General features: G+C 58.7%; 16 protein-coding genes, 1 tRNA gene and 1 riboswitch. Of the genes, 12 read left to right on the plus strand and 5 right to left on the minus strand.

The window, feature by feature from the left end:
- Positions 1-18: 18 nt before the first annotated feature.
- The 5 genes from CKW17_RS30660 to CKW17_RS29675 all read right to left on the minus strand — a co-directional run bounded on the left by CKW17_RS30660 (position 19) and on the right by CKW17_RS29675 (position 8,526).
- The gene (locus CKW17_RS30660; protein WP_095119122.1) at positions 19-5,562 is read right to left on the minus strand and encodes a calcium-binding protein; all 5,544 of its coding nucleotides are present in this window, start codon (positions 5,560-5,562) and stop codon (positions 19-21) included.
- A 2-nt stretch (positions 5,563-5,564) separates the two neighbouring features.
- The gene (locus CKW17_RS05750) at positions 5,565-6,419 is read right to left on the minus strand and encodes a hypothetical protein (RefSeq protein WP_095119123.1); all 855 of its coding nucleotides are present in this window, start codon (positions 6,417-6,419) and stop codon (positions 5,565-5,567) included.
- Position 6,420: 1 nt separating this feature from the next.
- Positions 6,421-7,665: a glycosyltransferase family 4 protein gene (locus tag CKW17_RS05755; protein WP_095119124.1), complete on the minus strand. Its 1,245-nt coding sequence runs from the start codon at positions 7,663-7,665 to the stop codon at positions 6,421-6,423.
- Between the two features lie 195 nt (positions 7,666-7,860).
- Positions 7,861-8,268: a hypothetical protein gene (locus tag CKW17_RS05760; protein WP_064388490.1), complete on the minus strand. Its 408-nt coding sequence runs from the start codon at positions 8,266-8,268 to the stop codon at positions 7,861-7,863.
- A gap of 57 nt (positions 8,269-8,325) precedes the next feature.
- Positions 8,326-8,526, minus strand: coding sequence for a hypothetical protein (locus tag CKW17_RS29675; RefSeq protein WP_141234553.1), 201 nt, complete (start codon positions 8,524-8,526; stop codon positions 8,326-8,328).
- A gap of 184 nt (positions 8,527-8,710) precedes the next feature.
- Positions 8,711-8,811: riboswitch (guanidine-I (ykkC/yxkD leader) on the plus strand.
- Positions 8,812-8,874: 63 nt separating this feature from the next.
- Here CKW17_RS29675 and CKW17_RS05765 point away from each other — a divergent pair.
- The 12 genes from CKW17_RS05765 to CKW17_RS05820 all read left to right on the plus strand — a co-directional run bounded on the left by CKW17_RS05765 (position 8,875) and on the right by CKW17_RS05820 (position 22,824).
- The gene (locus CKW17_RS05765) at positions 8,875-9,942 is read left to right on the plus strand and encodes a putative urea ABC transporter substrate-binding protein (protein WP_095119125.1); all 1,068 of its coding nucleotides are present in this window, start codon (positions 8,875-8,877) and stop codon (positions 9,940-9,942) included.
- Between the two features lie 18 nt (positions 9,943-9,960).
- Entirely contained in the window at positions 9,961-10,776 is an 816-nt protein-coding gene (locus CKW17_RS05770) for an ABC transporter permease (RefSeq protein WP_038358319.1), read from the plus strand.
- Complete coding sequence (locus tag CKW17_RS05775) at positions 10,773-11,561, plus strand: ABC transporter ATP-binding protein (protein ID WP_095119126.1); 789 nt, start codon at positions 10,773-10,775, stop codon at positions 11,559-11,561. The genes CKW17_RS05770 and CKW17_RS05775 overlap by 4 nt, the downstream gene beginning before the upstream one ends.
- A 25-nt stretch (positions 11,562-11,586) precedes the next feature.
- On the plus strand, positions 11,587-12,312 hold the full coding sequence (locus CKW17_RS05780) for an urea amidolyase associated protein UAAP1 (RefSeq protein WP_095119127.1): 726 nt from the start codon (positions 11,587-11,589) through the stop codon (positions 12,310-12,312).
- Positions 12,313-12,323: 11 nt separating this feature from the next.
- Positions 12,324-12,965, plus strand: a complete 642-nt coding sequence (locus CKW17_RS05785) for an urea amidolyase associated protein UAAP2 (RefSeq protein ID WP_095119128.1) — start codon at positions 12,324-12,326, stop codon at positions 12,963-12,965.
- Positions 12,966-13,243: 278 nt separating this feature from the next.
- Positions 13,244-16,876, plus strand: a complete 3,633-nt coding sequence (uca, locus tag CKW17_RS05790; RefSeq protein ID WP_095119129.1) for an urea carboxylase — start codon at positions 13,244-13,246, stop codon at positions 16,874-16,876.
- A gap of 24 nt (positions 16,877-16,900) precedes the next feature.
- The gene (atzF, locus tag CKW17_RS05795) at positions 16,901-18,673 is read left to right on the plus strand and encodes an allophanate hydrolase (protein WP_095119130.1); all 1,773 of its coding nucleotides are present in this window, start codon (positions 16,901-16,903) and stop codon (positions 18,671-18,673) included.
- Between the two features lie 281 nt (positions 18,674-18,954).
- Positions 18,955-20,442 carry a sensor domain-containing diguanylate cyclase gene (locus tag CKW17_RS05800; protein ID WP_095119131.1) on the plus strand — a complete coding sequence of 496 codons (1,488 nt, stop codon included), beginning with the start codon at positions 18,955-18,957 and terminating at the stop codon, positions 20,440-20,442.
- Complete coding sequence (locus CKW17_RS05805; RefSeq protein ID WP_064119704.1) at positions 20,435-20,665, plus strand: cysteine-rich CWC family protein; 231 nt, start codon at positions 20,435-20,437, stop codon at positions 20,663-20,665. Before CKW17_RS05800 ends, CKW17_RS05805 begins: the two co-directional genes overlap by 8 nt.
- 33 nt (positions 20,666-20,698) lie before the next feature.
- On the plus strand, positions 20,699-21,391 hold the full coding sequence (locus CKW17_RS05810) for a pseudouridine synthase (protein WP_095119132.1): 693 nt from the start codon (positions 20,699-20,701) through the stop codon (positions 21,389-21,391).
- Positions 21,392-21,707: 316 nt separating this feature from the next.
- Positions 21,708-22,592: an alpha/beta fold hydrolase gene (locus CKW17_RS05815; RefSeq protein WP_064119706.1), complete on the plus strand. Its 885-nt coding sequence runs from the start codon at positions 21,708-21,710 to the stop codon at positions 22,590-22,592.
- A 158-nt stretch (positions 22,593-22,750) separates the two neighbouring features.
- Positions 22,751-22,824 (plus strand) — tRNA-Gly (locus tag CKW17_RS05820).
- Positions 22,825-23,002 lie beyond the last annotated feature (178 nt).

A 23,002-nucleotide genomic window follows, 5' to 3' on the forward strand; every position in this document is an offset into this window, starting at 1 on the left:
AATCGGTCGCCATACGACTCAGACATTCAGCTCGTAAAACTGAATAATCTCCGTCATCGCCCGCTGCGCTTCTTCGTCGCCCTTTATCAAAATGTCTTCGACATCCCTCAATGGCGGAAGAGGATGCAGACGTTCAGCAATCTGCATCGCGCTGTAGTCTTGAGTCGCTGTTCCTTCGCTGACTCTTATGAAGCCGATAGCGCTTTCGCCTGCGGCAAAATGATTGGAAACCCGGATTTTCGGTGCCATGCCGTAATCCACCACGATCACCAGATCATCGCGCTCACGGTGAAACTTCAAGTTGTCGATCTTCAGCCTGCGTTCGGAAAAGTCGATCCCGTCAAGGCCGTCTCCCCGATTGATGATCACGTCCCTGCCGAGGCCATCGTATCGGTAGATATCATTTCCGGCGCCGCCGGTTAGCGTGTCATTGCCCGGCCCACCTAACAGCAGATCATCACCGGGGCTGCCGGTGAGCACGTCATCCCCTTCCATGCCTCGGATTTCCCCCGCGCCGCTTATCGTGTCGTTGCCTCGACCACCGACTAACGGCAGCGCCCGTCCGTCTCGCAGAGACGTAAAACGCGTTGAATTGTTAACGGTTACACCCGTATGAAAAGTCTCGGGCGCAGGGCCCAGCTGACTTGACTCCAAGAGTTGTTTCAAACTCACGACCGACCCATCGGCGAAACTCAAGAGCTCAATCCCGGCCCCCTCAAGTTCACCGTTGAGGGGCAAGACGATGCGAACTTTCTGCATCCCGCCCCAATTGATATCGAGTGTCGGATGGAGCATTTTCGCTCTTGGCGGATTGCGGTGTGCCCCGCGAGCTGGGTTGGGTTCCAGCTCGACATGTGTGGTTTCTATCAGCGCAGCACCCCAGCTCAATTGCAGTGCATCGCGCTGCGCATCTGCTGGAAGGACGACCGTGTCCTGATCGATCAACCCGTACTCGTCTTTCCACCCCGCTGCGCCAACTTCTGCTCGGTGGAAAACAGGGTTCGGCACATCCGCAATCGTGGTAGTTGCTCCGGCGTGCGCTTGCACGATGTAGGTGTCGGCACCGTCTTCACCGTAAAGCCAATCATCCCCTGCCCCGCTGACCAGATAGTCGGCGCCCTCGGAGCCCAGCAAGATGTCGTCACCTGCACCTGCGGATAAAAACGCGCCCGGTGTTCTGTCGCCGACAGTGCCGTAGTCAAGTGGGGAGCCTGCATAAGCGACAATCAGATCGTCTCCCGCGCCGCCGTGGAAAACGTTTTCCACTTCGACATTGACTCGCCCGCCGGCATCGTCGCCAGGGACGATTTTGCGTTTGATCGTTTCAGTTGTGACATCCCAGCGAAACGCCTTGGGCACCGTTTCCCCCGAACCGAAGCTTGCTGCCGGATAGATGTACCAGCCCTCAAGCGCGCCGGATTCCTTACGGTCTTCAACCAATACATCTCCCGTATTGAATGAAAAGCCGGTGGCCGAGCCGGATCGATAATAGCGAGGCGCCTGACTTGAAGAGGCTATCGCCCCACCGGCTTTCACCTGTTTATGTTCGACACGGGTTGTGGTTTTCGACTGCCTTTCACTGACCACGGCATGCCCCGCATCAACCTTCATCCATGGCGGCGTTTCAGACAGTGTTCCCGCTTCGACGCTGTCATCGCTCAGCTCGGTGTGAGTGATGTAACCGGTGTCGCTAGTCGTGATATGACTGCGAACCCAGACGCCTTGATCACTCAAGGTGAAACCTGTGGCATGTTTGCGGGCGTAGCGCCTGGATTTGATTTGCGCGAGGAATTTTTCAGTCCAGTCAACGGGGTGATCAGATGCCACAGGACGTTGCGCCGCGGTGGTTACATCGTCTGGCTGAACCGGATCTTCAACTTTGCTTTGCTGGATTCCTGAGGCGGTTACAACTTCCGGTACAGGTGACTCGGGCACCTTTATCGGCGGCAATGTTTTGCGCAGGACATCCTCATAACCAAGTACAACGCCATCGCTGAAGCTGAACGTTGAATTCTTCCATTCTTCATAATTCCTGATAAGGATGGCGTCCCCCTCACCATTGAACAGCCGCAATACCCGGCCTACGGAAACATCAATGATGTCGGCTTTCAGACGTTCCGCAGAAAACCCGGCGCCGAACTTGATGATATTGCTGCCACCGGAATCGGTGATAACGTCAAGACCATCGCCAGCGCCGAAATAGTAAACATCAGCGCCGTCATGGCCCTCCATCACGTCGTTACCGGCCCCGCCATCAAAAACGTTATTGCCTGAATCGCCACGAAGGTGGTCTACACCCTCCCCGCCCACCAACGTGTCATCCCCACCACCGCCCAGCAAGGTATCGTTGCCTGAACCACCGTCCAGATAATCTGCGCCGTGTTCGGCTTCGGCTGTCTGCTCGTAGTCGCCGGATAAAATGTCATCATCAGCGCCGCCGTAAAGTGTGTCGGCGCCCAAGCCGCCCAAAAGGGTATCGTTTCCTTCATCGCCTTGAAGGTAATCATTGTTGATTCCACCTGACTGCAGGTTGGAGACATCGCCATCCATCGCGTCAGCTCCTGCCCCACCGATCAGGGTATCGGAACCACCCATTCCATGAAGTGTGTCATCGCCCGTTCCGCCATCAAGTAAATCATTACCGTGATAACGAATCGGGTGCTCAGCATAATCCCCGGCCAGCACGTCGTTACCCTCACCTCCGAACAGCAGATCGTCCGCCCCACCGCCCCAGAGTGTGTCGTCTCCCGCACCACCGTCCAGCAGGTCATTTCCAAAAAAGTGGGCGGCGTCACCGGCAACGCCGTTCAGTACAACGTCATCCCCGTGGAGAGTGTCATTGCCTGAGCCACCATACATCGCATCGGCTCCACCGTTACCAGCGAGCCAATCATCGCCACTGCCACCGTCCAATACATCGTTGCCATGGTGTTTGCTTTGCAGTCCACCGCCCCAGTCGAGGTTGTCTCCCATCATTGTGTCGTTACCGCTTCCTCCGGCCAGCGTGTCATTCCCCTCTTCCCCCCAAAGAAGATCATCTTCAGTTCCGCCATCAAGCAGATCCTCACCCCATCCGCCATTGAGAACATCGCGACCGCCCTGACCGTAGAGAACGTCGTTATCGCCCTCCGTCGAACTATTAAAGGAGGCCTTTGAAAAGACAGTTCGGTGACTGGTGACACCACCGTCTATAAGCACTTTGACGCGTGTGAATCCCCATTTCTGCTCCAGCGCGCCGGTCGTTTCATCCCCTGATAAAATGTCATCCCCCGCACCTCCAATCAGCGTATCCCGATCGTTACCGCCCAGAAGCACGTCCTGGGATGCCGTACCGATGAGCAAATCGTGACCTGCCCCTCCATCAAGCCAATCACCTCGAGCTCTTTTCCCTTTAACGTCGCCAGCGGCCATGGCTTTTTCGAGCGTCGTCTGTTTGTCACCAAACAACTGATCGTTTCCGTCCTTGCCGAACAATCGGTCTGCTCCACCAAGCCCGAGAATGACGTCGTCTTTTGCAGAGCCGTAAAGCACATCGGCCTTGTTTCTCTGTTTTACGTTGGGCAATAGCAAGGCGTTGCCCAACTCATCGTATGAAGACTGATCTCCGGGAACATTGGGGTCGATATCTTTCGCTTTCCAGTCGCCCTGGAGAACCAGATCGGGAGCAGAGACCGTATGGGCTTGGTATTCGGGAAGTCGGATGCCAAGCATCCCGGGGCGGAAGTTCTTGATAACGACGAGATCGTTCAGGCCATATTTGATGTTGAGCGTGGGTTCAGTGAGTTCTTCGATGAGGGTCAGGGTGATGGCCTGATCCTCGGTCGACCAGATATTGCTCAAAGGGGCGCGACGTTTGAGTGAAGGAATCGGCGCGCCGTTGATCCACAGCTGCCCATTGGCGTTGGCGTCGAAGATCTCATCGATGCCATCACCGCTGGAAAACTCATAGCGGTCGCTGCCTGCGCCGCCGATCAAAGAGTCGTTACCCTTTCCTCCGACCAGAACATCATCACCGGCCATTGCGTACAGCGCATCATTGCCGTCGCCTCCAGCAAGCAAGTCGTTGCCGCGTCCACCCTCGATGACATCGTGACCTGCCAGTCCGTTGATCGTGTCATTGCCCGCGCCGCCATACAGATGATCAGCATTTGCACCGCCCGCGAAAGATCGCGCGCCGTCATCGCCGAACATCACCAGCGGATTTAACACACCGGTTGTCATCGGCACCTGTTTGGTTGAGGCGAGATCGGAGTAGGAAAACTTCTGCAGCGAGTGTTCTCCGAACGAGCCTTGGGTTCGGGCAATCAACCGGGCCAACATTTGCGCACGATCGGCGAGCCATTGCGCGGTGATGAAACCTTCGCCGGTCAGCGGATCGTAGAGCTCCAGTCCGCGTCCGGGATAACCGTCATCGCGTTCAATGACGATTTCGCTTAGTTGCTTCAGGGAATTGCGCAACGCCAGGCCAATGGGGGTCGACTCGCCAGCCAGTTTTGCCCATGAATTCGCGTTTCCGTATTCACCTATTGATCGGGTGACGATGCTTTGGGACTGCTCGGGTGAAAATGCCGAGAAGAATGCGTGAGCGTTGGTGGCGAAGGTTTCATTGGTGGTAGGTGGCGCTGCTGAATCGCCTTCGTAGGTGCGCTTGAACATGTCGAGGAATTCGTTCTGGCCATAGCGCAATATCAGGTCGACCACGACGGAAACCGGCGTGCCTTGAACGACATGCTGAATCAGCGGATTGAGGCTGCCACTGGCGAGCGCGATATTGATTTGCTCTGGCACGACGGAAAGCAGACTTTGCAGTGGGTTGACGCCGAAATTACTGATCGCCGCTCGCAGGCCGACACTGTATGAATCGATGGCGAACAGAATATTTTTATAGTCATCGAGCCTGTTGGCTTTTGCTTGAGTCGGCGGGCCGCCATCTTCCCCTTGCGAATCACCAGCGGAGATCAATCTCCAGGTTTCATAGGGCGGCGCTCCACCCAACAGGCTGAATCCGACGGTCCCGGACCAACCGGCGTTATGGCTCACGGCTGTATCCTTCTCTCCACAAGCCTCACTGAACAGTGCCTTGCCGATCGCACTGGCATCAATCTCTGCAATCTGGCTGATGGACGGAACCGTCCAGGGTGCCAGTCGACCCGCGAGGGATCCGTCGATCAAGGTATTGATGAAATTGGCGGCGACCTGATTCGATGACAGCTGCATCAGGTCTTCACTGAAGATTTTATTCAGTCTCAATTCGCCTTGGCGCGAGGTGTAGCCGCGAATCAGGGCGGAGTAGGCACCGTTTCCACCGTTGGCATCAATGGCCACGGCAAGCCAGAGCCTGGCGCTTTTCAGAATTTTCTCCGCTTCTTGATCGACAGCGGTAACCTCAGAAACTCTTCTGCCGATAATATCGAACAGCTTTTGATACAGGGGAGCGCAGCTAGCCCCCACTATTCCCATTGCCTCGTACTCAATTTTTTTTGAGAGAAGCCTCATACCTTTGCAAATATTGGCTGCGTTAAAGATCGCTGTTTTTTCCACATCGCTAAAAACATAACTCATCGTTACTTCCTTGTAATAACTGAGCGTGAAAGATAATCACTGAGAAACTTGAGCATCTCAGGTGCTTCGCGTAATGACGATAGACCGAGGTCTACGCTGCCGTGCCCCCCGGTAAAGTCAAAGCTATCCAGCTTGACAATGCAGAAAAAGTTCAACTTGCCGAAATCCATATTTTCCAATTCTGCTCTGCTGAGTCTTGCCAATTTCTCGTCAGTCAGTTGTTCCTCGGAAGCCGGGCGAATCAAACCGTCACAGTCTATCAACCGAGGGGTGCCATCACGCCGCGGCCAGCCAGTAATGACAAACGTTCTGACGGAATCTACATTCTTGAAATGCGGCGGCGGAGCATCCAGCCAAATCTCTAACCCCGGATAATTAGTCAACTTCACAATCAACTCGTCCGGCCAGTTCACGTGTCGATAGCCCCGTTCATGAGGCTCGGCAGTCTCTTTTCTCGTATAAAGCCCGGCGGTAACTTTATAAAGACGCCAACTTTCCGGGATCGACTTCAGGCTCTGATCCTGGTACCGGTGCAAACCCGTCCCGGTCCACCAGAAATGCCCCTTGAGCGTATTGGCCAGACACGCTTTCTTATTCGCCAATTCAGGCATGCCAACATAAAACTCCGGCACCAGAGTCTTATCCACATAGCTACCGCCCAGTATGGGCACCTGCTTCATGCTCGCCAGCTTCTTTTGGCAGGCCTCCTGATCCGCGTAATAGATTGCCATCGCCTCGGCGACTTCTTCTTCACGGATATAAAAATCCACCACGCAATAACAGCCATAAATAAACAAGCCGCATACCAACAACTTCTTAAACCATTTAACCCATTGCTTGCGCGACATCCGGAGCATTTCAAATCTCCCTGTCAAACTGAGGAACAGGCTGTTTCTTGAGATGCCCGGATGTCATGCTCTCAAACACCTCAAAGTATTGTTTCGTGCCGCACTCCACATCAAATCTGCTCGCCGTCAACTTCGCAGCGCTGCGAAGGCGTTCGTACTCACCAGCGGATTCAAGAACCCTGGCAATACGTTTGGCAATAGCGTGATGATCGAAGAAGTCCACCAGCAACCCATTGTGACCATCAACGATCACCTCCCTTACCGGAGCCGTATCCGACGCTACTACCACACACCCAGACGCCATCGCCTCCAGTAACGACCACGACAAAACAAACGGATACGTCAAATAAACATGGACTTTCGAACATTGCAGAACTGCCCGGTAAGTCTGGTAAGGAAGCTTCCCTGTGAAATGCACCCTGGAGTCATCGAAACTTACCTCTGCCTCCATCCTGCTGCGCCAATTTGCATAGCCAACCGGCTTACACCCGTAACTGACGTCATCACCGCCCACTATGATTATCTGCACATCGGGACACTCAGCCTGAATATGCGGGATCGCTCGCATAAAACTATGAAACCCGCGATAAGGCTCAAGATTCCTCGCGACATAAGTAACGATCGGCTGCCCGGATCTCAGCTCGACGCCATTGGGCAACATGACTGCCCCAGCTTTCGCCAGGTAAGGACTTTGAATGACGCCCTCATGAACAACCCGAATGGCCGACCGATAAGCTGCAGGAAACAGGCTGCGCTGCCACCGCGTAGGTGCGATGGCAATGTCACATTGTTCGAGATTCAAAAGATGCAGCGAATTGAGTATTCGCAGCCTTGATGAATCCCTTGGGGCTCGCGGGAATTCAGGGTCGAACCCGGAATCCGCGCCCTGCGCTCGATAGTAATATTCGCAATAGTGAACAAGCGGCGTGTCAGGGTAGACATCCTTGACGAAGAGCGTTTCCCCCCATCCGGGATGAGCGAGAATCACGTCCGGCCGATAACCCGAATGTTTCAGCCGGCTCAGAATTTCAAAAACTTTCTGTCCATCTGTCACCGCTTGTTCGTAACGGGTCAGATAGGGGTGAATATCGCCCGATGCTCGACTGGCAGCGCGGTATCGATATATTTTCACCCCTGCGATACCCGGCGCCGTATCCCGACCTATCGCCAAAACCTCATAACGCCTGTGAATTGCCGCCAGCACCACGTGACGGAACTGGCCCGGAAAGTTTTGGCGAATCACAAGAAGCTTCATAGCGGCATCGTCCGTTTATTCGCCGCTATTGAACTGAGTTTTTCTCACCTCGATCGGCAGGAACAAACGCTAACAAATGCAAGGAAATGAAACTGTAGGAAGCGTCTGGGAATGCCCTAGGACAAGGCTAATGGGACGACTTTTCGACGGGCATAAAAAAGCGGCGCTAATAGCGCCGCTTTCATTTGTGTGGATTTACCAGCGGTTGCCACGTCCATTGTGGTCGCCACGTCCGCTGTGTCGGTCGTAGTTGCCACGACCGCGGTGATCGTTATCCCAACCGCCACGACGGTGGCCATCCCAACGTCCGCGATCATTGCCGTGCCAGCGACGGCTTTCATAATGACGCGGGGCCGGTTGATAGTAACGCGGCGCCGATTGGTAATAGCGCGGTTGCTGGTAATACCGCGGGGCTGGTTGGTAGTAGCGTGGCTGCGCGTAATACCTGCTGCCACCGTTGTAATACGTGCCACCCGTGTTGTAGTAGGCCGGTGCGGGTGAGGTGTAAACCTCTGAGCTGTAATACGAGTCCGCGTAGGAGTACGGGACGCAACCGGCAACGGAAAACATCAACGCAGCAAGCAGAAGAATTCGTCTATACATGGCGGCCTCCTGGACCGCGGGTTGGCCACACCAGCGACGCTGGCAGGCGACAGTCATTTAATCGGTGACTGTCGAAAAATCAGACAGCGTTTTCGGCATCTGGTGCGTTCCTGCAACAAGTTGAAACAAGTGATTGATGAAACCTTGTTCATCCGCAAAAACGCCGTCATTCAGCCGCTGATTAATGGTGACCACCGTGATATCCGCCGCCGTGATAACCCCGTCCGTAACCGCCTCGATGCCAACGGCGCAAACCATCGGATCAGCGGCAAACGCGCTGCATCACGGTGCAGCCGCGCACCAACACAAAGCGCCTCAGCGCCCTCGCCGCCAACCCTAAGCAACCCGCGCGCCCGTGCCAGAGCGCCTGACGCGACTTGGCACGCGTCTCGCTTTAGCAAACCCGTGCAGGAGTCATCACAGGTTCGCGGCACCACAATTTGCAATGGCTGACTAGGGTTCCGGCTCGCATTCGCGAGTGGCTGGTCCGAGAGTTGGCGACCTCCAGTTGAGGTTACACGGCGGGACAAAAGCCCGGGAGACAAGCCACCGTTCGCGGTGCCGCGTTGCCTTCCTGTCCGCCCTTGATCAACTGGAGAATCCACCATGACCCGACTACGTTTGCCCGCCCTGCTCGCCGCCGCCTTCGCCGCGCTTATCAGCAGCCAAGCCCCCGCCGCCCAGAAAGACCACTTCAGCGTGTGCTGGACGATTTACGCCGGCTGGATGCCATGGGAATACGCCGGCAGCCAGGGCATCGTCGACAAATGGGCGAAGAAATACGGGATCAAGATCGACGTCGTGCAGCTCAACGACTACGTCGAATCGATCAACCAGTACACCGCCGGCCAGTTCGACGGCTGCACCATGACCAACATGGATGCGCTGACCATTCCAGCGGCGGGCGGCGTCGACAGCACCGCGCTGATCGTCAGCGATTTCTCCAACGGCAACGACGGCATCGTCGTCAAGGGCGACGGCAAGAAAGTCGCCGACCTCAAGGGCATGGACGTCAACCTGGTCGAACTGTCGGTCTCGCACTACCTGCTGGCCCGCGCGCTGGACTCGGTCGACCTGACTGAAAAAGACCTGAAAGTGGTCAACACCTCCGACGCCGACATTTCCGCCGCCTTCAACACCGAACAGGTCAACGCCGTGACCACCTGGAACCCGATGCTCTCGGACATCAAGGCCAAGCCGGGCGTGACCGAAGTGTTCAACTCCAGCCAGATCCCCGGCGAGATCATGGACATGATGGTGGTCAACAGCGCCACCCTCAAAGACAACCCGGCGCTGGGCAAAGCACTGACCGGTGCGTGGTTCGAAGTGGTCGAGTTGATGAACGCCAAGAACGCCGCGAGCAAAGCTGCGCTGGAGCACATGGCCAAAGCCTCGGGCACTGATCTGGCCGGATTCCAGGCGCAACTCGACACCACCAGATTGTTCGCCACGCCAAGCGAAGCGCTGAACTTTGCCACCAGCAAGCAACTGCCGGAAACCATGCGCAAGGTCGCCGAGTTCTCCTTTCAGCACGGCTTGCTCGGTGAAGGCGCGAAAGACACCAGCGCGGTCGGCATGGCCTTCGCCAACGGCGTGACCAGCGGCGACACCGGCAACCTCAAGCTGCGTTTCGATCCGACCTACGTGCAGATGGCCGCCGACGCCAAGCTGTAAGCCACGGAGGATTTGGCCATGCGCCTGATCAATCGCCACCCGGATCGCCCCAGTCGCCTGTTGCTGGTGATCCTGCCGTTCGCTTTGCTGCTGTTCGCCTACTTCATGGGCTCGGCCGAGCGCCTGGCGGACAACCCCAACGACAAACTGCTGCCCAGCGCCGTGCAGATGAGCGACGCGGTAAAACGCCTGGCCTTGAATGCCGACAGCCGCACCGGTGACTACCTGTTGTGGCAAGACACCGCGTCGAGTCTGCGGCGTCTGGCCATCGGCCTTGGCATCGCCGCACTGGCCGGGCTGTGCCTGGGCATCGCCGCCGGCACGCTGCCGCTGTTCGGCGCGCCGTTGTCGCCACTGCTGACGGTGCTGTCGATGGTGCCGCCGCTGGCGATTCTGCCGATTCTGTTCATCGTTTTCGGTCTGGGCGAGTTGTCGAAAGTCATGCTGATCGTCATCGGCATCACCCCGGCGCTTGCTCGCGATCTGGAACAACGTGCGCGGGAAATTCCCGTCGAACTGCTGATCAAGGCGCAGACCCTCGGCGCCTCGACCTGGACGCTGATGCTGCGCGTGGTACTGCCGCAACTGCTGCCGCGTTTGTTGATCTCGTTGCGGCTGATGCTCGGCTCGGCGTGGCTGTTCCTGATTGCCGCCGAAGCGATTGCCTCCACCGACGGCCTCGGCTACCGGATTTTTCTGGTACGGCGCTATCTGGCGATGGACGTGATTCTGCCGTACGTGGTGTGGATCACCCTCCTCGCCTGGCTGATGGATTGGGGCCTGAAATACCTGACCCGCCGGGCATTCCCTTGGTATGAGGGGGCGGCCAAATGAGCTTCATCACGGTAAAAAACGTCTGGCAGCAGTACGCCGATCAAGTGGTGCTGGAAGGCTTGAACCTGAGCGTCAACGAGGGCGAATTCTGCACCTTGGTCGGCGCGTCCGGTTGCGGCAAATCGACGTTTCTGCGCCTGCTGCTCGGTCAGGAAACGGCGAGTCGCGGCGAGATTCTGCTCGACGGTCAAGCGCTGGCCAGCGAGCCGGATGTCAGCCGTGGCGTGGTGTTTCAGCGCTACTCGGTGTTCCCGCATTTGAGCGTTTTGGACAACGTCGCCCTCGGCCTTGAATTGCCGCGTGCGCCGTTGCTGGGGCGGTTGTTCGGCAGCGCCAAACGCGAGGCGCGCGAACAGGCTGCGGCATTGCTGCATAAAGTCGGCCTCGGCCATGCCCTCGACAAATACCCGGCGCAGCTGTCCGGCGGGATGCAGCAACGCTTGGCGATAGCCCAGGCGCTGATCATGAAACCACGGGTGTTGCTGCTCGATGAACCGTTCGGCGCGCTCGATCCGGGCATCCGCAAAGACATGCACGCCTTGCTGCTGGAGCTGTGGCGCGAAACCAAACTGACGGTGTTCATGGTCACCCATGACCTGTCCGAAGGCTTCAGCCTCGGCACGCGTCTGCTGGTGTTCGACAAGGTGCGCCTCGACCCGCACGCCCCCGGCGCCTATGGCGCGCGCATCACCTACGACATCCCTTTGAACAGCGACCGCCGCGCCCAACGCGCCGCCGTCGACGCCCTGCCGTTGCCACTGGCAGGCGCCCTTCGCACCGCTTGAGAGGACTTCTTCAATGAATAAGCCGATGACCGATTCGACTCAACTGTTCCCACCGTTTGCCGAAGAAATGCTCCCCGGCGGCGGCCACCGTTCCTTCGTGTTGAAGCGCGGCCAATTGCTGCGCCTGACCGATCTGCGCGGCGGCGCCAACGTCAGCCTGACCCTGCTCAACGCCAATGAAAAAACCGAGCGGCTGAACCTGCCCGACAGCCTCAAATGCCAACACACCGCCAAGCTGACCAGTGGCCATTGTCTGTACTCGGACATGGGCCGCGTGCTGGCCGCAATCACCGCCGACACCTGCGGCTGGAGCGACAGCCTCGGCGGTGTGCTCTGCGCTGAAGAGGTCGCAGAAAAGTACGGCCAGGGCCGCTATCAGGAACTGCGCAACGGCTTCTTCCGCAACGGCACCGACAACCTGCTGGTGGAGCTCGGCAAGTGGGGGCTGGGCCTGTCCGATCTGCTGATGACGCTCAACCTGTTCAGCCGCGTGAACGTCGATGAGGCCGGGCGTTTCCACTTCGTCGAGGGCAATTCCAAGGCCGGCGACTACATCGAACTGTACGCGCCGATGGACACGCTGGTGGTGCTCACCGCGCTGCAACATCCAATGGACCCGTCCCCCGAATACGCACCGAAACCACTGAAGCTGAGCTGGATGAACGCCGACGCCAGCGTCGCCGAACACTGCCGCACCTCGCGCCCGGAAAATGAGCGCGGCTTTATCAACACCGACCGTTTGTTCGCCTGAGGATCGCTGCCATGTCCGTTGCTATCGCCACTTCGCAAAACCAACCCGACACAGCGGTGTACCGCGCCACGATCCCCGCCGGTGAACCCTGGCTGATGGAGGTCAAGGCCGGCCAGACCCTGCGCATTCTCGACCTGGAAGGCAATCAGGCCGTCGATACCTTGTTTTACAGCCTCACCAATCCCAAGGAACGCTATGACGTGCAGCGCACGCTGCGCCGGCAGAACAGCGTCTACCTGAGCACCGGCAGCGTGCTGTATTCCAACCTCGGCCACGCAATGCTGACCATCGTCGCCGACACCTGCGGGCGCCACGACACCCTCGGCGGCGCGTGCGCGCAAGAGAGCAACACCGTTCGTTACGCCCTGGAGAAACGTTACATGCACAGCTGCCGCGACAACTACCTGCGCGCCTGTGTTCATGACGGGCGCCTCGGTAAAGGTGACATTGGGCCGAACATCAATTTCTTCATGAATGTGCCGGTAACGGCGGATGGCGGGCTGACCTTTGAGGACGGGATTTCGGCGCCGGGCAAGTACGTCGACTTGCGCGCGGAGATGGATGTCATCGTGCTGATTTCCAACTGTCCGCAACTGAACAACCCGTGCAACGCCTACAACCCGACACCTGCGGAGCTACTGGTATGGAACTGACTATCAGCCGTTTGCGCCGTTGGCTTTTCGCCCTGTGCCAGGCGCGTTCCGGGCAGTGCCTGAAAAAGTGAAACCACCACAGATCAAACTGTAGGAGTGAGCCTGCTCGCGATAGCGGTGTGTCAGGTACATGAGTTTTGACTGATCCGACGCTATCGCGAGCAGGCTCACTCCTACAGGGGATCGGTGGTGTTCTGAAGTGTTTTTTTCATCCGGGACGGCCCGGATGTCTGTCGAAAAACGGCGGGACGGCCCGCTTCCCCTCCAGGGGTTATGCCATGTTCGAAAAAGTCCTCATCGCCAACCGTGGCGCCATCGCCTGCCGCATTCTGCGCACCCTCGCTTCACTGCAGGTGAAAGGCGTGGCCGTGTATTCCGAAGCCGACGTCGCCAGCCTGCACATCCTGCACGCCGATGAAGCGCACAGCCTCGGTGAAGGCGCCGCCGCCGGCACGTATCTGGCCGTCGACAAGATCCTCGCCATCGCCAAGCACAGCGGTGCCACGGCGATCCATCCCGGCTACGGGTTTCTGTCCGAGAACGCCGCGTTCGCCGAAGCATGCGAGGCGCAGAACATTGCCTTCATCGGCCCGACACCGGAGCAACTGCGCGTATTCGGCCTCAAGCACACCGCTCGCGCCTTGGCCAAACAACACGGCGTGCCGATGCTCGAAGGCACCGAACTGCTCGACAGCCTCGACGCTGCGCTGATCGCTGGCGAACAAGTCGGCTACCCGGTGATGCTGAAAAGCACCGCTGGCGGTGGCGGCATCGGCATGCGCGTGTGCCGCAGCGCCAGCGAATTGAGCGAATCGTTCGAGGCAGTCAAACGCCTCGGTCAGAACAACTTCAGCGACGCCGGCGTGTTCATCGAGAAGTACATCCAGCGCGCCCGCCATTTGGAAGTGCAGGTGTTCGGCGACGGTCGCGGTGAGGTCATCGCCCTCGGCGTGCGCGACTGCTCGGTGCAGCGGCGCAATCAGAAAGTCCTCGAAGAAACCCCGGCGCCGAACCTGCCGGAGGGCATGGCCGAAGAGTTGTGCACAGCGGCGATCAAGCTGGCGAAAGCGGTGAACTATCGCAGCGCCGGAACAGTGGAATTCGTCTTCGACAGCGAAGCGCAGCGCTTCTACTTTCTCGAAGTGAACACACGGTTGCAGGTGGAACACGGCGTCACTGAACAAGTCTGGGGCGTCGATCTGGTGCGCTGGATGGTTGAGCTGGCGGCGGGTGAGCTGCCGCCGCTGAGCGAGTTGTATCGCCAGTTGAAACCTGACGGCCATGCGATTCAGGCGCGGCTGTATGCGGAGGATCCGGGCCGCGATTTCCAGCCGAGCCCGGGCTTGCTGACGGCGGTAGAGTTTCCGCCGGCCAACGGCATTCAACTGCGCATCGATACCTGGGTCGAGGCTGGCTGCGAGATCCCGCCGTACTTCGATCCGATGATCGCCAAAGTCATCACCTGGGCGCCGACCCGCGAACAGGCGCGTGCCGAGTTGCACCAGGCGTTGGGCGAAAGTTTGTTGTACGGCGTGGAAACCAACCGCGATTACCTGCGGCAGATTCTCCTCGACACGCCGTTCGCCAGCGGCGAGCCGTGGACCCGTTGCCTGGAAGGTCTGGTCTATCGCGCCAACACCTTCGAAGTACTCAGCGCCGGCACGCAAACCAGCGTGCAGGACTATCCCGGTCGCCTCGGCTACTGGGCGGTCGGTGTACCGCCGTCGGGGCCGATGGACAGCCGCGCGTTGCGTCTGGGCAATCGTCTGCTTGGCAATGCTGAAGGCGCGGCGGCGCTGGAAATCACCATGAGCGGGCCGTTGCTGCGCTTCAACTGTGAGGCGGTGATCGCGGTGACCGGCGCGCCGATTGCCTTGACGCTTGAAGGCACAAACGTGCCGATGAACACCGCGCTGCTGATCCCGGCGGGTGCGACGTTGCATCTGGGCAGCATCAGTGGCGCCGGGGCACGCAGTTATCTGTGTCTGCGCGGCGGTTTGCAGGTGCCGGATTATCTGGGCAGCAAAAGCACTTTCACTCTGGGTCAGTTTGGTGGGCATGGTGGTCGTGCGTTGCGCGCCGGGGATGTGTTGCATGTGCCTGCACTGGCCGACCGTAGCAGCGGTCAACAACTGGCACTCCAGCACATTTTCGAGTTGCCGGCGGTGCGGCAGATTCGGGTGATTTACGGCCCGCACGCTGCGCCGGAATATTTCACCGAAAATTACATCGGCACTTTTTTTGAAACTCAGTGGGAAGTGCATTTCAACTCCAGCCGCACCGGTGTTCGCCTGATCGGGCCGAAGCCGGAATGGGTGCGCGCGGACGGCGGTGAAGCCGGGTTGCATCCGTCGAATATTCACGACAATCCGTATGCCATTGGTGCGGTGGATTTCACCGGTGACATGCCGGTGATCCTCGGCCCGGATGGCCCGAGCCTTGGCGGGTTCGTGTGCCCGGTGACGGTGATCGAAGCGGATCTGTGGCAACTGGGGCAGCTCAAGGCCGGCGATAAAATCCAATTCATCCCCGTCTCTCTCTCAAACGCCCGCGATCTCGCCCTGAAATGTGATCAATGTAGGAGTGAGCCTGCTCGCGATGAAGTTGATGCGGTGCCTGAACTGGCCTCATCGCGAGCAGGCTCACTCCTACAGGGGCTTTTGTCACCTGTAGTGTTGGATTTGGGTCAGGGGGATCGGCGGCTTGTTGCGCGGGTTTCTGGCGACACCCATTTACTCCTGGAAATCGGCGAGCCTGAACTCAATCTCGTCCTGCGCTTCCGCGCCCACGCCCTCATGCAAGCGCTGGAACACAAATCCTTGCACGGCGTGATCGACCTCACCCCCGGTATCCGCTCGCTGCAAATCCACTACCAGCCCGAGCAGCTGCCACTCGCCGATCTGCTCGGCATCGTCGCCGGCGAATGGGACGCGGTGTGCGCCGCCAACGACCTGCAAGTACCGTCACGCATCGTCCATTTGCCGCTGTCCTGGGACGACCCGGCCTGCCAGTTGGCCATCGAGAAATACATGACCACCGTGCGCAAGGACGCGCCGTGGTGCCCGAGCAATCTGGAGTTCATCCGCCGTATCAACGACCTGCCGAACCTCGACGAAGTGCAGCGCACAGTATTCGATGCGAGCTATCTGGTGATGGGGCTCGGCGATGTCTATCTCGGTGCGCCGGTGGCCACGCCGCTCGACCCGCGCCATCGTTTGGTGACTACCAAATACAACCCGGCACGCACCTGGACCGCCGAGAATTCGGTAGGCATCGGCGGCGCCTACCTGTGCGTGTACGGCATGGAAGGCCCGGGCGGTTATCAGTTTGTCGGGCGCACCTTGCAGATGTGGAACCGCTATCGCGAAGTCGCCGCGTTCGACGGCAAACCGTGGCTGCTGCGCTTCTTCGATCAGATTCGCTTCTATCCGGTCAGCGCCGAAGAACTGCTGCGCATCCGCCGCGATTTTCCGCTGGGCCGCTTCGATCTGAACATCGAACACAGCCAACTCAACCTCGCCGAGTATCAGGCGTTTCTCAATCGTGAAGCCGAGAGCATCAGCGCGTTTCGTGCTCAGCAACAAGGCGCATTCAATGCCGAGCGCGAACGCTGGATCGCCAGCGGTCAGGCGCATTTCGATAGCGAAGAAGCCGTGGCGCCATCCGCCGAAGACGCGCCATTGGCCGAGGGTGAACACAGCGTCGACAGCCACATTGCCGGCAATCTCTGGCAGGTGCAGGTCGAGGCCGGCAGTCGCGTCGCAGCAGGCGACGTGCTGGTGATTCTCGAGTCGATGAAAATGGAAATCCCGGTACTCGCGCCGCTGGCCGGGGTGGTGCGCGAGATTCGCGTGCAACCCGGTTCAGCGGTGCGCGCCGGACAACGGGTCGTGGTGCTGGAACTCGACTGAAGCCAATTGGATAAGGATCTACTCATGAATCTGCAACTCGATGTTCTGCGCAAGGCCTATCGCAATGGCGACACCACACCACGTCAACTGCTGCCGAAACTACGGGAAAAAGCTGCCGCGCTGAACCCGGATTATCACCTGTTCATCCACCTGCTCAGCGTCGCCGAACTGGAGCCCTATCTCGCCGCTCTCGACGGTCGCGAGCTAGACAGCCTGCCGCTGTACGGCGTGCCGTTTGCGATCAAGGACAATATTGATCTGGCCGGTATTCCCACCACGGCCGCGTGCCCGGACTTTGCTTATGTGCCGGAACGCTCGGCGACCCTCGTCGAGCAGTTGATCGCCTTGGGTGCGATTCCGCTGGGCAAGACCAATCTCGATCAATTTGCCACGGGGCTCAATGGCAGCCGCTCGCCGTATGGCGCGTGCCCGAACAGCGTGCTGACGGAATATCCGTCCGGCGGTTCCAGCGCCGGCTCGTCGCTGGCGGTGGCGTTGGGTGTGGCGAGTTTTGCCTTGGGCACCGACACCGCAGGCTCCGGTCGGGTGCCGGCGGCGCTGAACAATCTGGTTGGATTGAAGGCGAGCAAAGGTCTGATCTCCACCGCCGGTGTGCTGCCGGCGTGTCGTACGCTGGATTGCGTGACCACGTTTACCGCGACGGCGCGTGAGGCCAGTCAGTTGCTGGCATTGACGGCAAAAGCTGATCCGCGCGATGAGTACAGCCGTCGCAATCCATCGTGGAATGACGGCTCGGCGTTTGGTGCGCCACGGGCGTTTCGTTTCGGCGTGCCGCGCGCACAGGATCTGGAGTTTTTCGGTTGCGTCGAAGGGCCACTGCTGTTCGGCGATGCCATTGACCGGCTCAAGGCCTTGGGTGGCGAAGCGGTTGAGCTGGATCTTTCGCCGTTCCTCGAAGCTGCGCGTTTGCTTTACGAAGGGCCGTGGGTTGCCGAGCGCTATAGCGTGGCGGGTGAGTTGATGGAGAAAAATCCCGAGGCGGTTTTACCGGTGATCCGCGCCGTACTGGCCAAGGCGCCGGCGGTGACCGGCGTGCAGACTTTCCGCGCGCAATATCGGCTGCAAGCCCTGAAAGCCCTGTGCGATCAGGCCCTCGAAGGCCTCGACTGTGTGCTCACGCCAACCATTGGCCGCCCGGTGACACTCGCCGAACTGCACGCCGAACCCGTATTGCGCAACTCGGAACTGGGTTACTACACCAACTTCATGAACCTGCTCGACTACGCCGCCGTCGCCGTGCCGAGCGGGTTTATGGCCAATGAATTGCCGTGGGGCGTGACGCTGTTTGGCCGGGCGTTTACCGATCAATATCTGTTGAGTCTCGCGGATGCGATGCAGCGCCAGCAGGACCCGACCTTGCCGACGCCCACGAACGTTGCACGCCATGATCGTGCACGCATCGTGGTGTGTGGCGCGCATCTGCAAGGGTTGGCGTTGAACTGGCAACTGACCCAACGAGGTGGGCGGTTGCTGGAATCGACGTTGAGCTCACCGGACTATCAACTGCACGCGTTGGCCGGCGGTCCGCCATTACGGCCGGGGATGGTGCGGGTCAAGGATGGCGGTGTGGCGATTGCGGTGGAGGTGTGGGAATTGCCGAGCAGTGAGTTGGGCTCGTTCCTCACCGGGATTCCGGCGCCGCTGGGATTGGGCAAGGTGCAACTGGCGGATGGGCGTTGGGAGAGCGGGTTTATTTGTGAGCCGTATGGTTTGGAAGGTGCACAAGACATCAGTCATTTGGGGGGCTGGCGGGCGTATCTTGAAACTCGGAACTGATCCGGAAACCAACCCTCACCCTAGCCCTCTCCCGGAGGGAGAGGGGACTGACCGAGGTGTTTGTCAGGTGGTTGTCATTCGGTGAAACCGAGGCGAACTCAGGTTTTGAAATCACCACAATCTAGCTCCCTCTCCCTCCGGGAGAGGGCTGGGGGAGGGAGCGATCCTTCTGACATTCCCTCAACGTCATATCCCCCGCCATTTCAGGCATGAATCCCGCAGTCTTTTCCCGGCCATCCCACTAGAATGCATGCCATCGGGCCACTGCCAACGGAACCGCCATGCCGCTTCGTTCTCCCCTGTACTCGCAACGCTCACTGGTTCTGACGCTGATCGCCCTGCTCGGCGCCGGTTTCCTTGCCACGTCGTTGCTCAGCTACTACGCCTCCCGCGCGTCGATCCGCGACAACATCGTCAACACCGAACTGCCGCTGACCTCCGACACGGTCTACTCGGAAATTCAGAAAGACCTCGTCAGGCCGATCCTGATTTCCTCGATGATGTCCCGGGACACCTTTATGCGCGACTGGGTGGTCAACGGCGAGCAGAATCCCGAGCAGATGACTCGTTACCTCGACGAGGTCATGACCCACTACGGCGCCTACACCGCGTTTTTTGTCTCCAACGCCAGCCACACTTACTACCACGCCAAAGGCGTGCTCAAGCAGGTCAAGGTCGATGAACCGCGCGACGCCTGGTACTTCCGTGTGCGCGACATGAAGGATCCGTACGAGATCAACGTCGACCCGGATCTGGCCAACAAGGACAACCTGACCTTCTTCATCAACTACAAGGTTTACGACTACCACAACCGCTTCATCGGTGCGGCGGGTGTCGGTCTGACCGTGGACGCCGTGATCAAGCTGATCGACAAGTATCAACAGCGCTATCAACGCAGCGTGTACTTCGTCGACACCTTTGGCCGACTGGTGTTGACCGGCGCCGAAGGCGGTCCGGAAGGCGCGCACATTGGCCAGAGCCTGAGTGAACTGGAAAGCATGAAGAGTCTGGTCAGCCAGTTGCCGAAACCGCACAGCGGCAGCTACGAATATTCCGCCCACGGCCAGGGCCATTTCCTCAATGTGAGGTTTATCCCGGAGCTGAACTGGTATCTATTCGTCGATAAACGCGAAGACGGCGCGTTGAGTGAAATCCGTCAGTCGCTGTACCTGAATCTGCTGATCTGCCTGCTGGTGACGCTGATTGTGCTGGCGCTGCTCAACCGCGTGATCAGGCGCTACCAAAGTAAAATCCAGGCGCAGGCCATACTCGACAGCCTCACCGAACTGCCCAACCGTCGAGGCTTCGATATTCTCGCCGCACAGGCCCTGCACGAAGCACAACGCGAAACCAAACCACTCACGGCGTTGCTGCTCGACCTCGATCACTTCAAGGTGTTGAACGACACCTACGGGCACATGGCCGGCGATCAGGTGTTGATCGGTTTTGCCCGCGACCTGCAAAGTTGCCTGCGCCAAGCCGACATTGTTTGCCGCTGGGGTGGTGAGGAATTTATCGTTTTACTGAAGGACACCGACGGCGACACCGGTCAGAAAATTGCCGAAAAGATCCGCCAACACGTCGAACAGCACAAATATGCCTACGACGGCCACCGCCTCCATCTGACGGTGAGCATCGGCGCCACCACGCTGCAACGCGATGACACCTTGCACAGCCTGCTGTCGCGGGCCGATCATGCGATGTACCGAGCCAAACAAACCGGCCGCAATCGCACCTGCGTGGAAATGCCTCACTCGACTTATGCCTGATTCCGACGTTAAACCAGACCACTGCCCGGCCTGCGGCGCCCGCAACGATTGTAGCCTTGCCGACCCGCGCACCGCCGACCGCGAATGCTGGTGCTATGGCGTCAGCATCGACCCGGCCGTGCTTGAAGCACTGCCGCCAGAACTGCGCAACCAATCCTGCCTGTGCCCGCGTTGCGCGCAGGTCGAGGCGCAACTGCAAGCGGCCAAGCGGCCGATCCCGTAAGATGCGCGCCCCTTCATTCATCGAACACTGAACATGCGCGTCGACCGTTTCCTCAGCAACCTGCCCCGCTACAACCGTCAGCAGGTTCGCCTGTTGCTGGTGGAAAAACGCGTGCGGATTGACGGAAAAGTCGTCAGCGACCCGCACAGCGAAGTGCTGGAATTCAGCCGTGTCGAAGTCGATGACGAAGTCCTGCAAAGCGGCAAACCGGCGCGCTACTTCATGCTGCACAAGCCGCCGGGCTGCGTCAGCGCCACCCGCGATCCGCAGCATCCGACCGTGCTCGACCTGATCGATGAGCCGGACAAGGACGATCTGCACATTGCCGGGCGCCTGGACTTCAACACCACCGGTCTGATGCTGATCACCAACGACGGCGCGTGGTCGCGACGCCTGACCCAACCTAAGACCAAACTGCCGAAGGTCTACTACGTCGAGACCGAGCAGGAGATTGGCGCGCAATATGCGAGCACTTTTGCCGAGGGCATCTACTTCGCCTTCGAAGACCTGACCACGCAGCCAGCGCAACTGGAGCTGCTCGGTCCACGCTCGGCGCGGTTGAGCATCGTCGAGGGTCGCTACCATCAGGTGAAGCGCATGTTTGGTTTCTTCAACAACAAAGTCCTGCGCCTGCACCGCGAATCGATGGGCCCGCTGCTGCTCGATAACGCGCTAAAACCGGGCGAGTACCGCGCTTTGCGCACCGAAGAGATCCATTTGTTCTAAGCCGGCGACCGCTCAGCAGAAGTTGTCGAACAATTTACCAACGGCACTTGCGTGATCCCGACTCCCCTGCTTGAATCAGGACGTCGGCCAGATTGTGACCGATGAGTCACAACATGCATCCAAGAAACTTTTTGCCGGTAGAGAGCCTTCAAGGCTCCGCCTCAGCCGACAAACTGCCCGCCAATAACAATACCCGTCGACCGCAGTCATGGATCGACATGGGCCAAGCAAATTCCAGGCGTATGCCTACCTGTCACAAAGCTCGTGCAATCTCTATTTGCGCGCATACCCGCTTGCTTGCCAGGAGTCTTATGACATGAGGCCAGAAATCGCTGTGCTGGATATACAGGGTCAGTATCGGGTTTACACGGAGTTCTATCGCGCAGACGCCGCAGAAAAGACCATCATCCTGGTCAACGGCTCGATGGCCACGACTGCGTCGTTTGCACAGACTGTGAAAAACCTGCACCCGCAATTCAACGTGGTTTGTTACGACCAGCCCTACGCGGGTCGGTCAAAAGCCCACAACCGCCATGAGAAACATCTGACGAAGGACGTCGAAGGGCAGATTCTGCTGGAGCTGATCGACCACTTCGCCGCCGAACACGTGCTGTCGTTTTCCTGGGGCGGCGCCGCGACCCTGGTCGCCCTCGCCCACCAGCCACGGCGCATCGAGCGGGCGGTGATCAGTTCGTTCTCGCCAGTGATCAACGCGCACATGCTCGATTACCTCGAACGCGGCGTCGACTACCTCGGCCAGCGCGACGGCGACCGCGTCGGCCATCTGGTCAACAACACCATCGGCAAACACCTGCCGTCACTGTTCAAACGCTTCAACTACCGTCACGTCAGCAGCCTCGCCGAGCACGAATACGGGCAGATGCACTTCCACATCAGCGACGTGCTGCACAGCGATCGGCAGTGCTATCTGAATGCAGCGAAAAAGATCAACGTGCCGGTGCTGTTTCTAAACGGCGAATGGGACGAATACACCGCTGCCGAAGATGCACGCCTGTTCGGCAACCACGTGGCGCAGAGCACGTTCACCACGCTGCAAGCCACCGGGCATTTTCTCGACATGGAACACAAGGCCGCGTGCCGCGATAGCCAGAACGCCTTGCTCGGCTTTCTGAAACCGGCGCAGCAGACCAGCCGAACGCGTTACTCGTTTGTTCAGGATCAACATGCATTGGCTATTTGAAAGGGTGTCGTCGCGAGCGAGGCTGCCGGGCTGGGATTTTGCTTTTCTCACCGCAGTGCTCGCCCGCGATTGACCGTTTTCAGTGATTCAAAGCGTTCATGAGTAAAAGAAAAACTTCAAATCCGTGGCCGAGTCTGGTACAAAGTCAGCCGCTCTGAGCGGGTATAGTTTAATGGTAGAACAGTAGCTTCCCAAGCTTCCGACGAGGGTTCGATTCCCTCTACCCGCTCCACTCGAATATTGGTCTCACGTTGGTTTTTTTGACGGGGGATGCAGGGATAGAAAAAACCGGCCTATAGGGCCGGTTTTTTTGTGGCTGGGATTTGAGGTTGGCCAATTGGGCAGTTCGGAACCTTTCAGAAACACTCCGCTAGTTGAAGATGCGCTCTCCCCCTGTACGCTTTTGTTCT

The organism is Pseudomonas sp. Irchel s3f10, assembly GCF_900187515.1.
In the GTDB taxonomy this organism is placed as follows: Bacteria; Pseudomonadota; Gammaproteobacteria; order Pseudomonadales; family Pseudomonadaceae; genus Aquipseudomonas; species Aquipseudomonas tensinigenes.

Coding starts and splice junctions, on each gene's coding strand:
- uca (WP_095119129.1), top strand. CDS start 13,244: ATGTTCGAAAAAGTCCTCATCGCCAACCGTGGCGCCATCGCCTGCCGC.
- CKW17_RS05815 (WP_064119706.1), top strand. CDS start 21,708: ATGAGGCCAGAAATCGCTGTGCTGGATATACAGGGTCAGTATCGGGTT.
- CKW17_RS05780 (WP_095119127.1), top strand. CDS start 11,587: ATGACCGATTCGACTCAACTGTTCCCACCGTTTGCCGAAGAAATGCTC.
- atzF (WP_095119130.1), top strand. CDS start 16,901: ATGAATCTGCAACTCGATGTTCTGCGCAAGGCCTATCGCAATGGCGAC.
- CKW17_RS05810 (WP_095119132.1), top strand. CDS start 20,699: ATGCGCGTCGACCGTTTCCTCAGCAACCTGCCCCGCTACAACCGTCAG.
- CKW17_RS29675 (WP_141234553.1), bottom strand. CDS start 8,526: ATGGTTTGCGCCGTTGGCATCGAGGCGGTTACGGACGGGGTTATCACG.
- CKW17_RS05760 (WP_064388490.1), bottom strand. CDS start 8,268: ATGTATAGACGAATTCTTCTGCTTGCTGCGTTGATGTTTTCCGTTGCC.
- CKW17_RS05755 (WP_095119124.1), bottom strand. CDS start 7,665: ATGAAGCTTCTTGTGATTCGCCAAAACTTTCCGGGCCAGTTCCGTCAC.
- CKW17_RS05750 (WP_095119123.1), bottom strand. CDS start 6,419: ATGCTCCGGATGTCGCGCAAGCAATGGGTTAAATGGTTTAAGAAGTTG.
- CKW17_RS05800 (WP_095119131.1), top strand. CDS start 18,955: ATGCCGCTTCGTTCTCCCCTGTACTCGCAACGCTCACTGGTTCTGACG.
- CKW17_RS05765 (WP_095119125.1), top strand. CDS start 8,875: ATGACCCGACTACGTTTGCCCGCCCTGCTCGCCGCCGCCTTCGCCGCG.
- CKW17_RS05770 (WP_038358319.1), top strand. CDS start 9,961: ATGCGCCTGATCAATCGCCACCCGGATCGCCCCAGTCGCCTGTTGCTG.
- CKW17_RS30660 (WP_095119122.1), bottom strand. CDS start 5,562: ATGAGTTATGTTTTTAGCGATGTGGAAAAAACAGCGATCTTTAACGCA.
- CKW17_RS05785 (WP_095119128.1), top strand. CDS start 12,324: ATGTCCGTTGCTATCGCCACTTCGCAAAACCAACCCGACACAGCGGTG.
- CKW17_RS05775 (WP_095119126.1), top strand. CDS start 10,773: ATGAGCTTCATCACGGTAAAAAACGTCTGGCAGCAGTACGCCGATCAA.
- CKW17_RS05805 (WP_064119704.1), top strand. CDS start 20,435: ATGCCTGATTCCGACGTTAAACCAGACCACTGCCCGGCCTGCGGCGCC.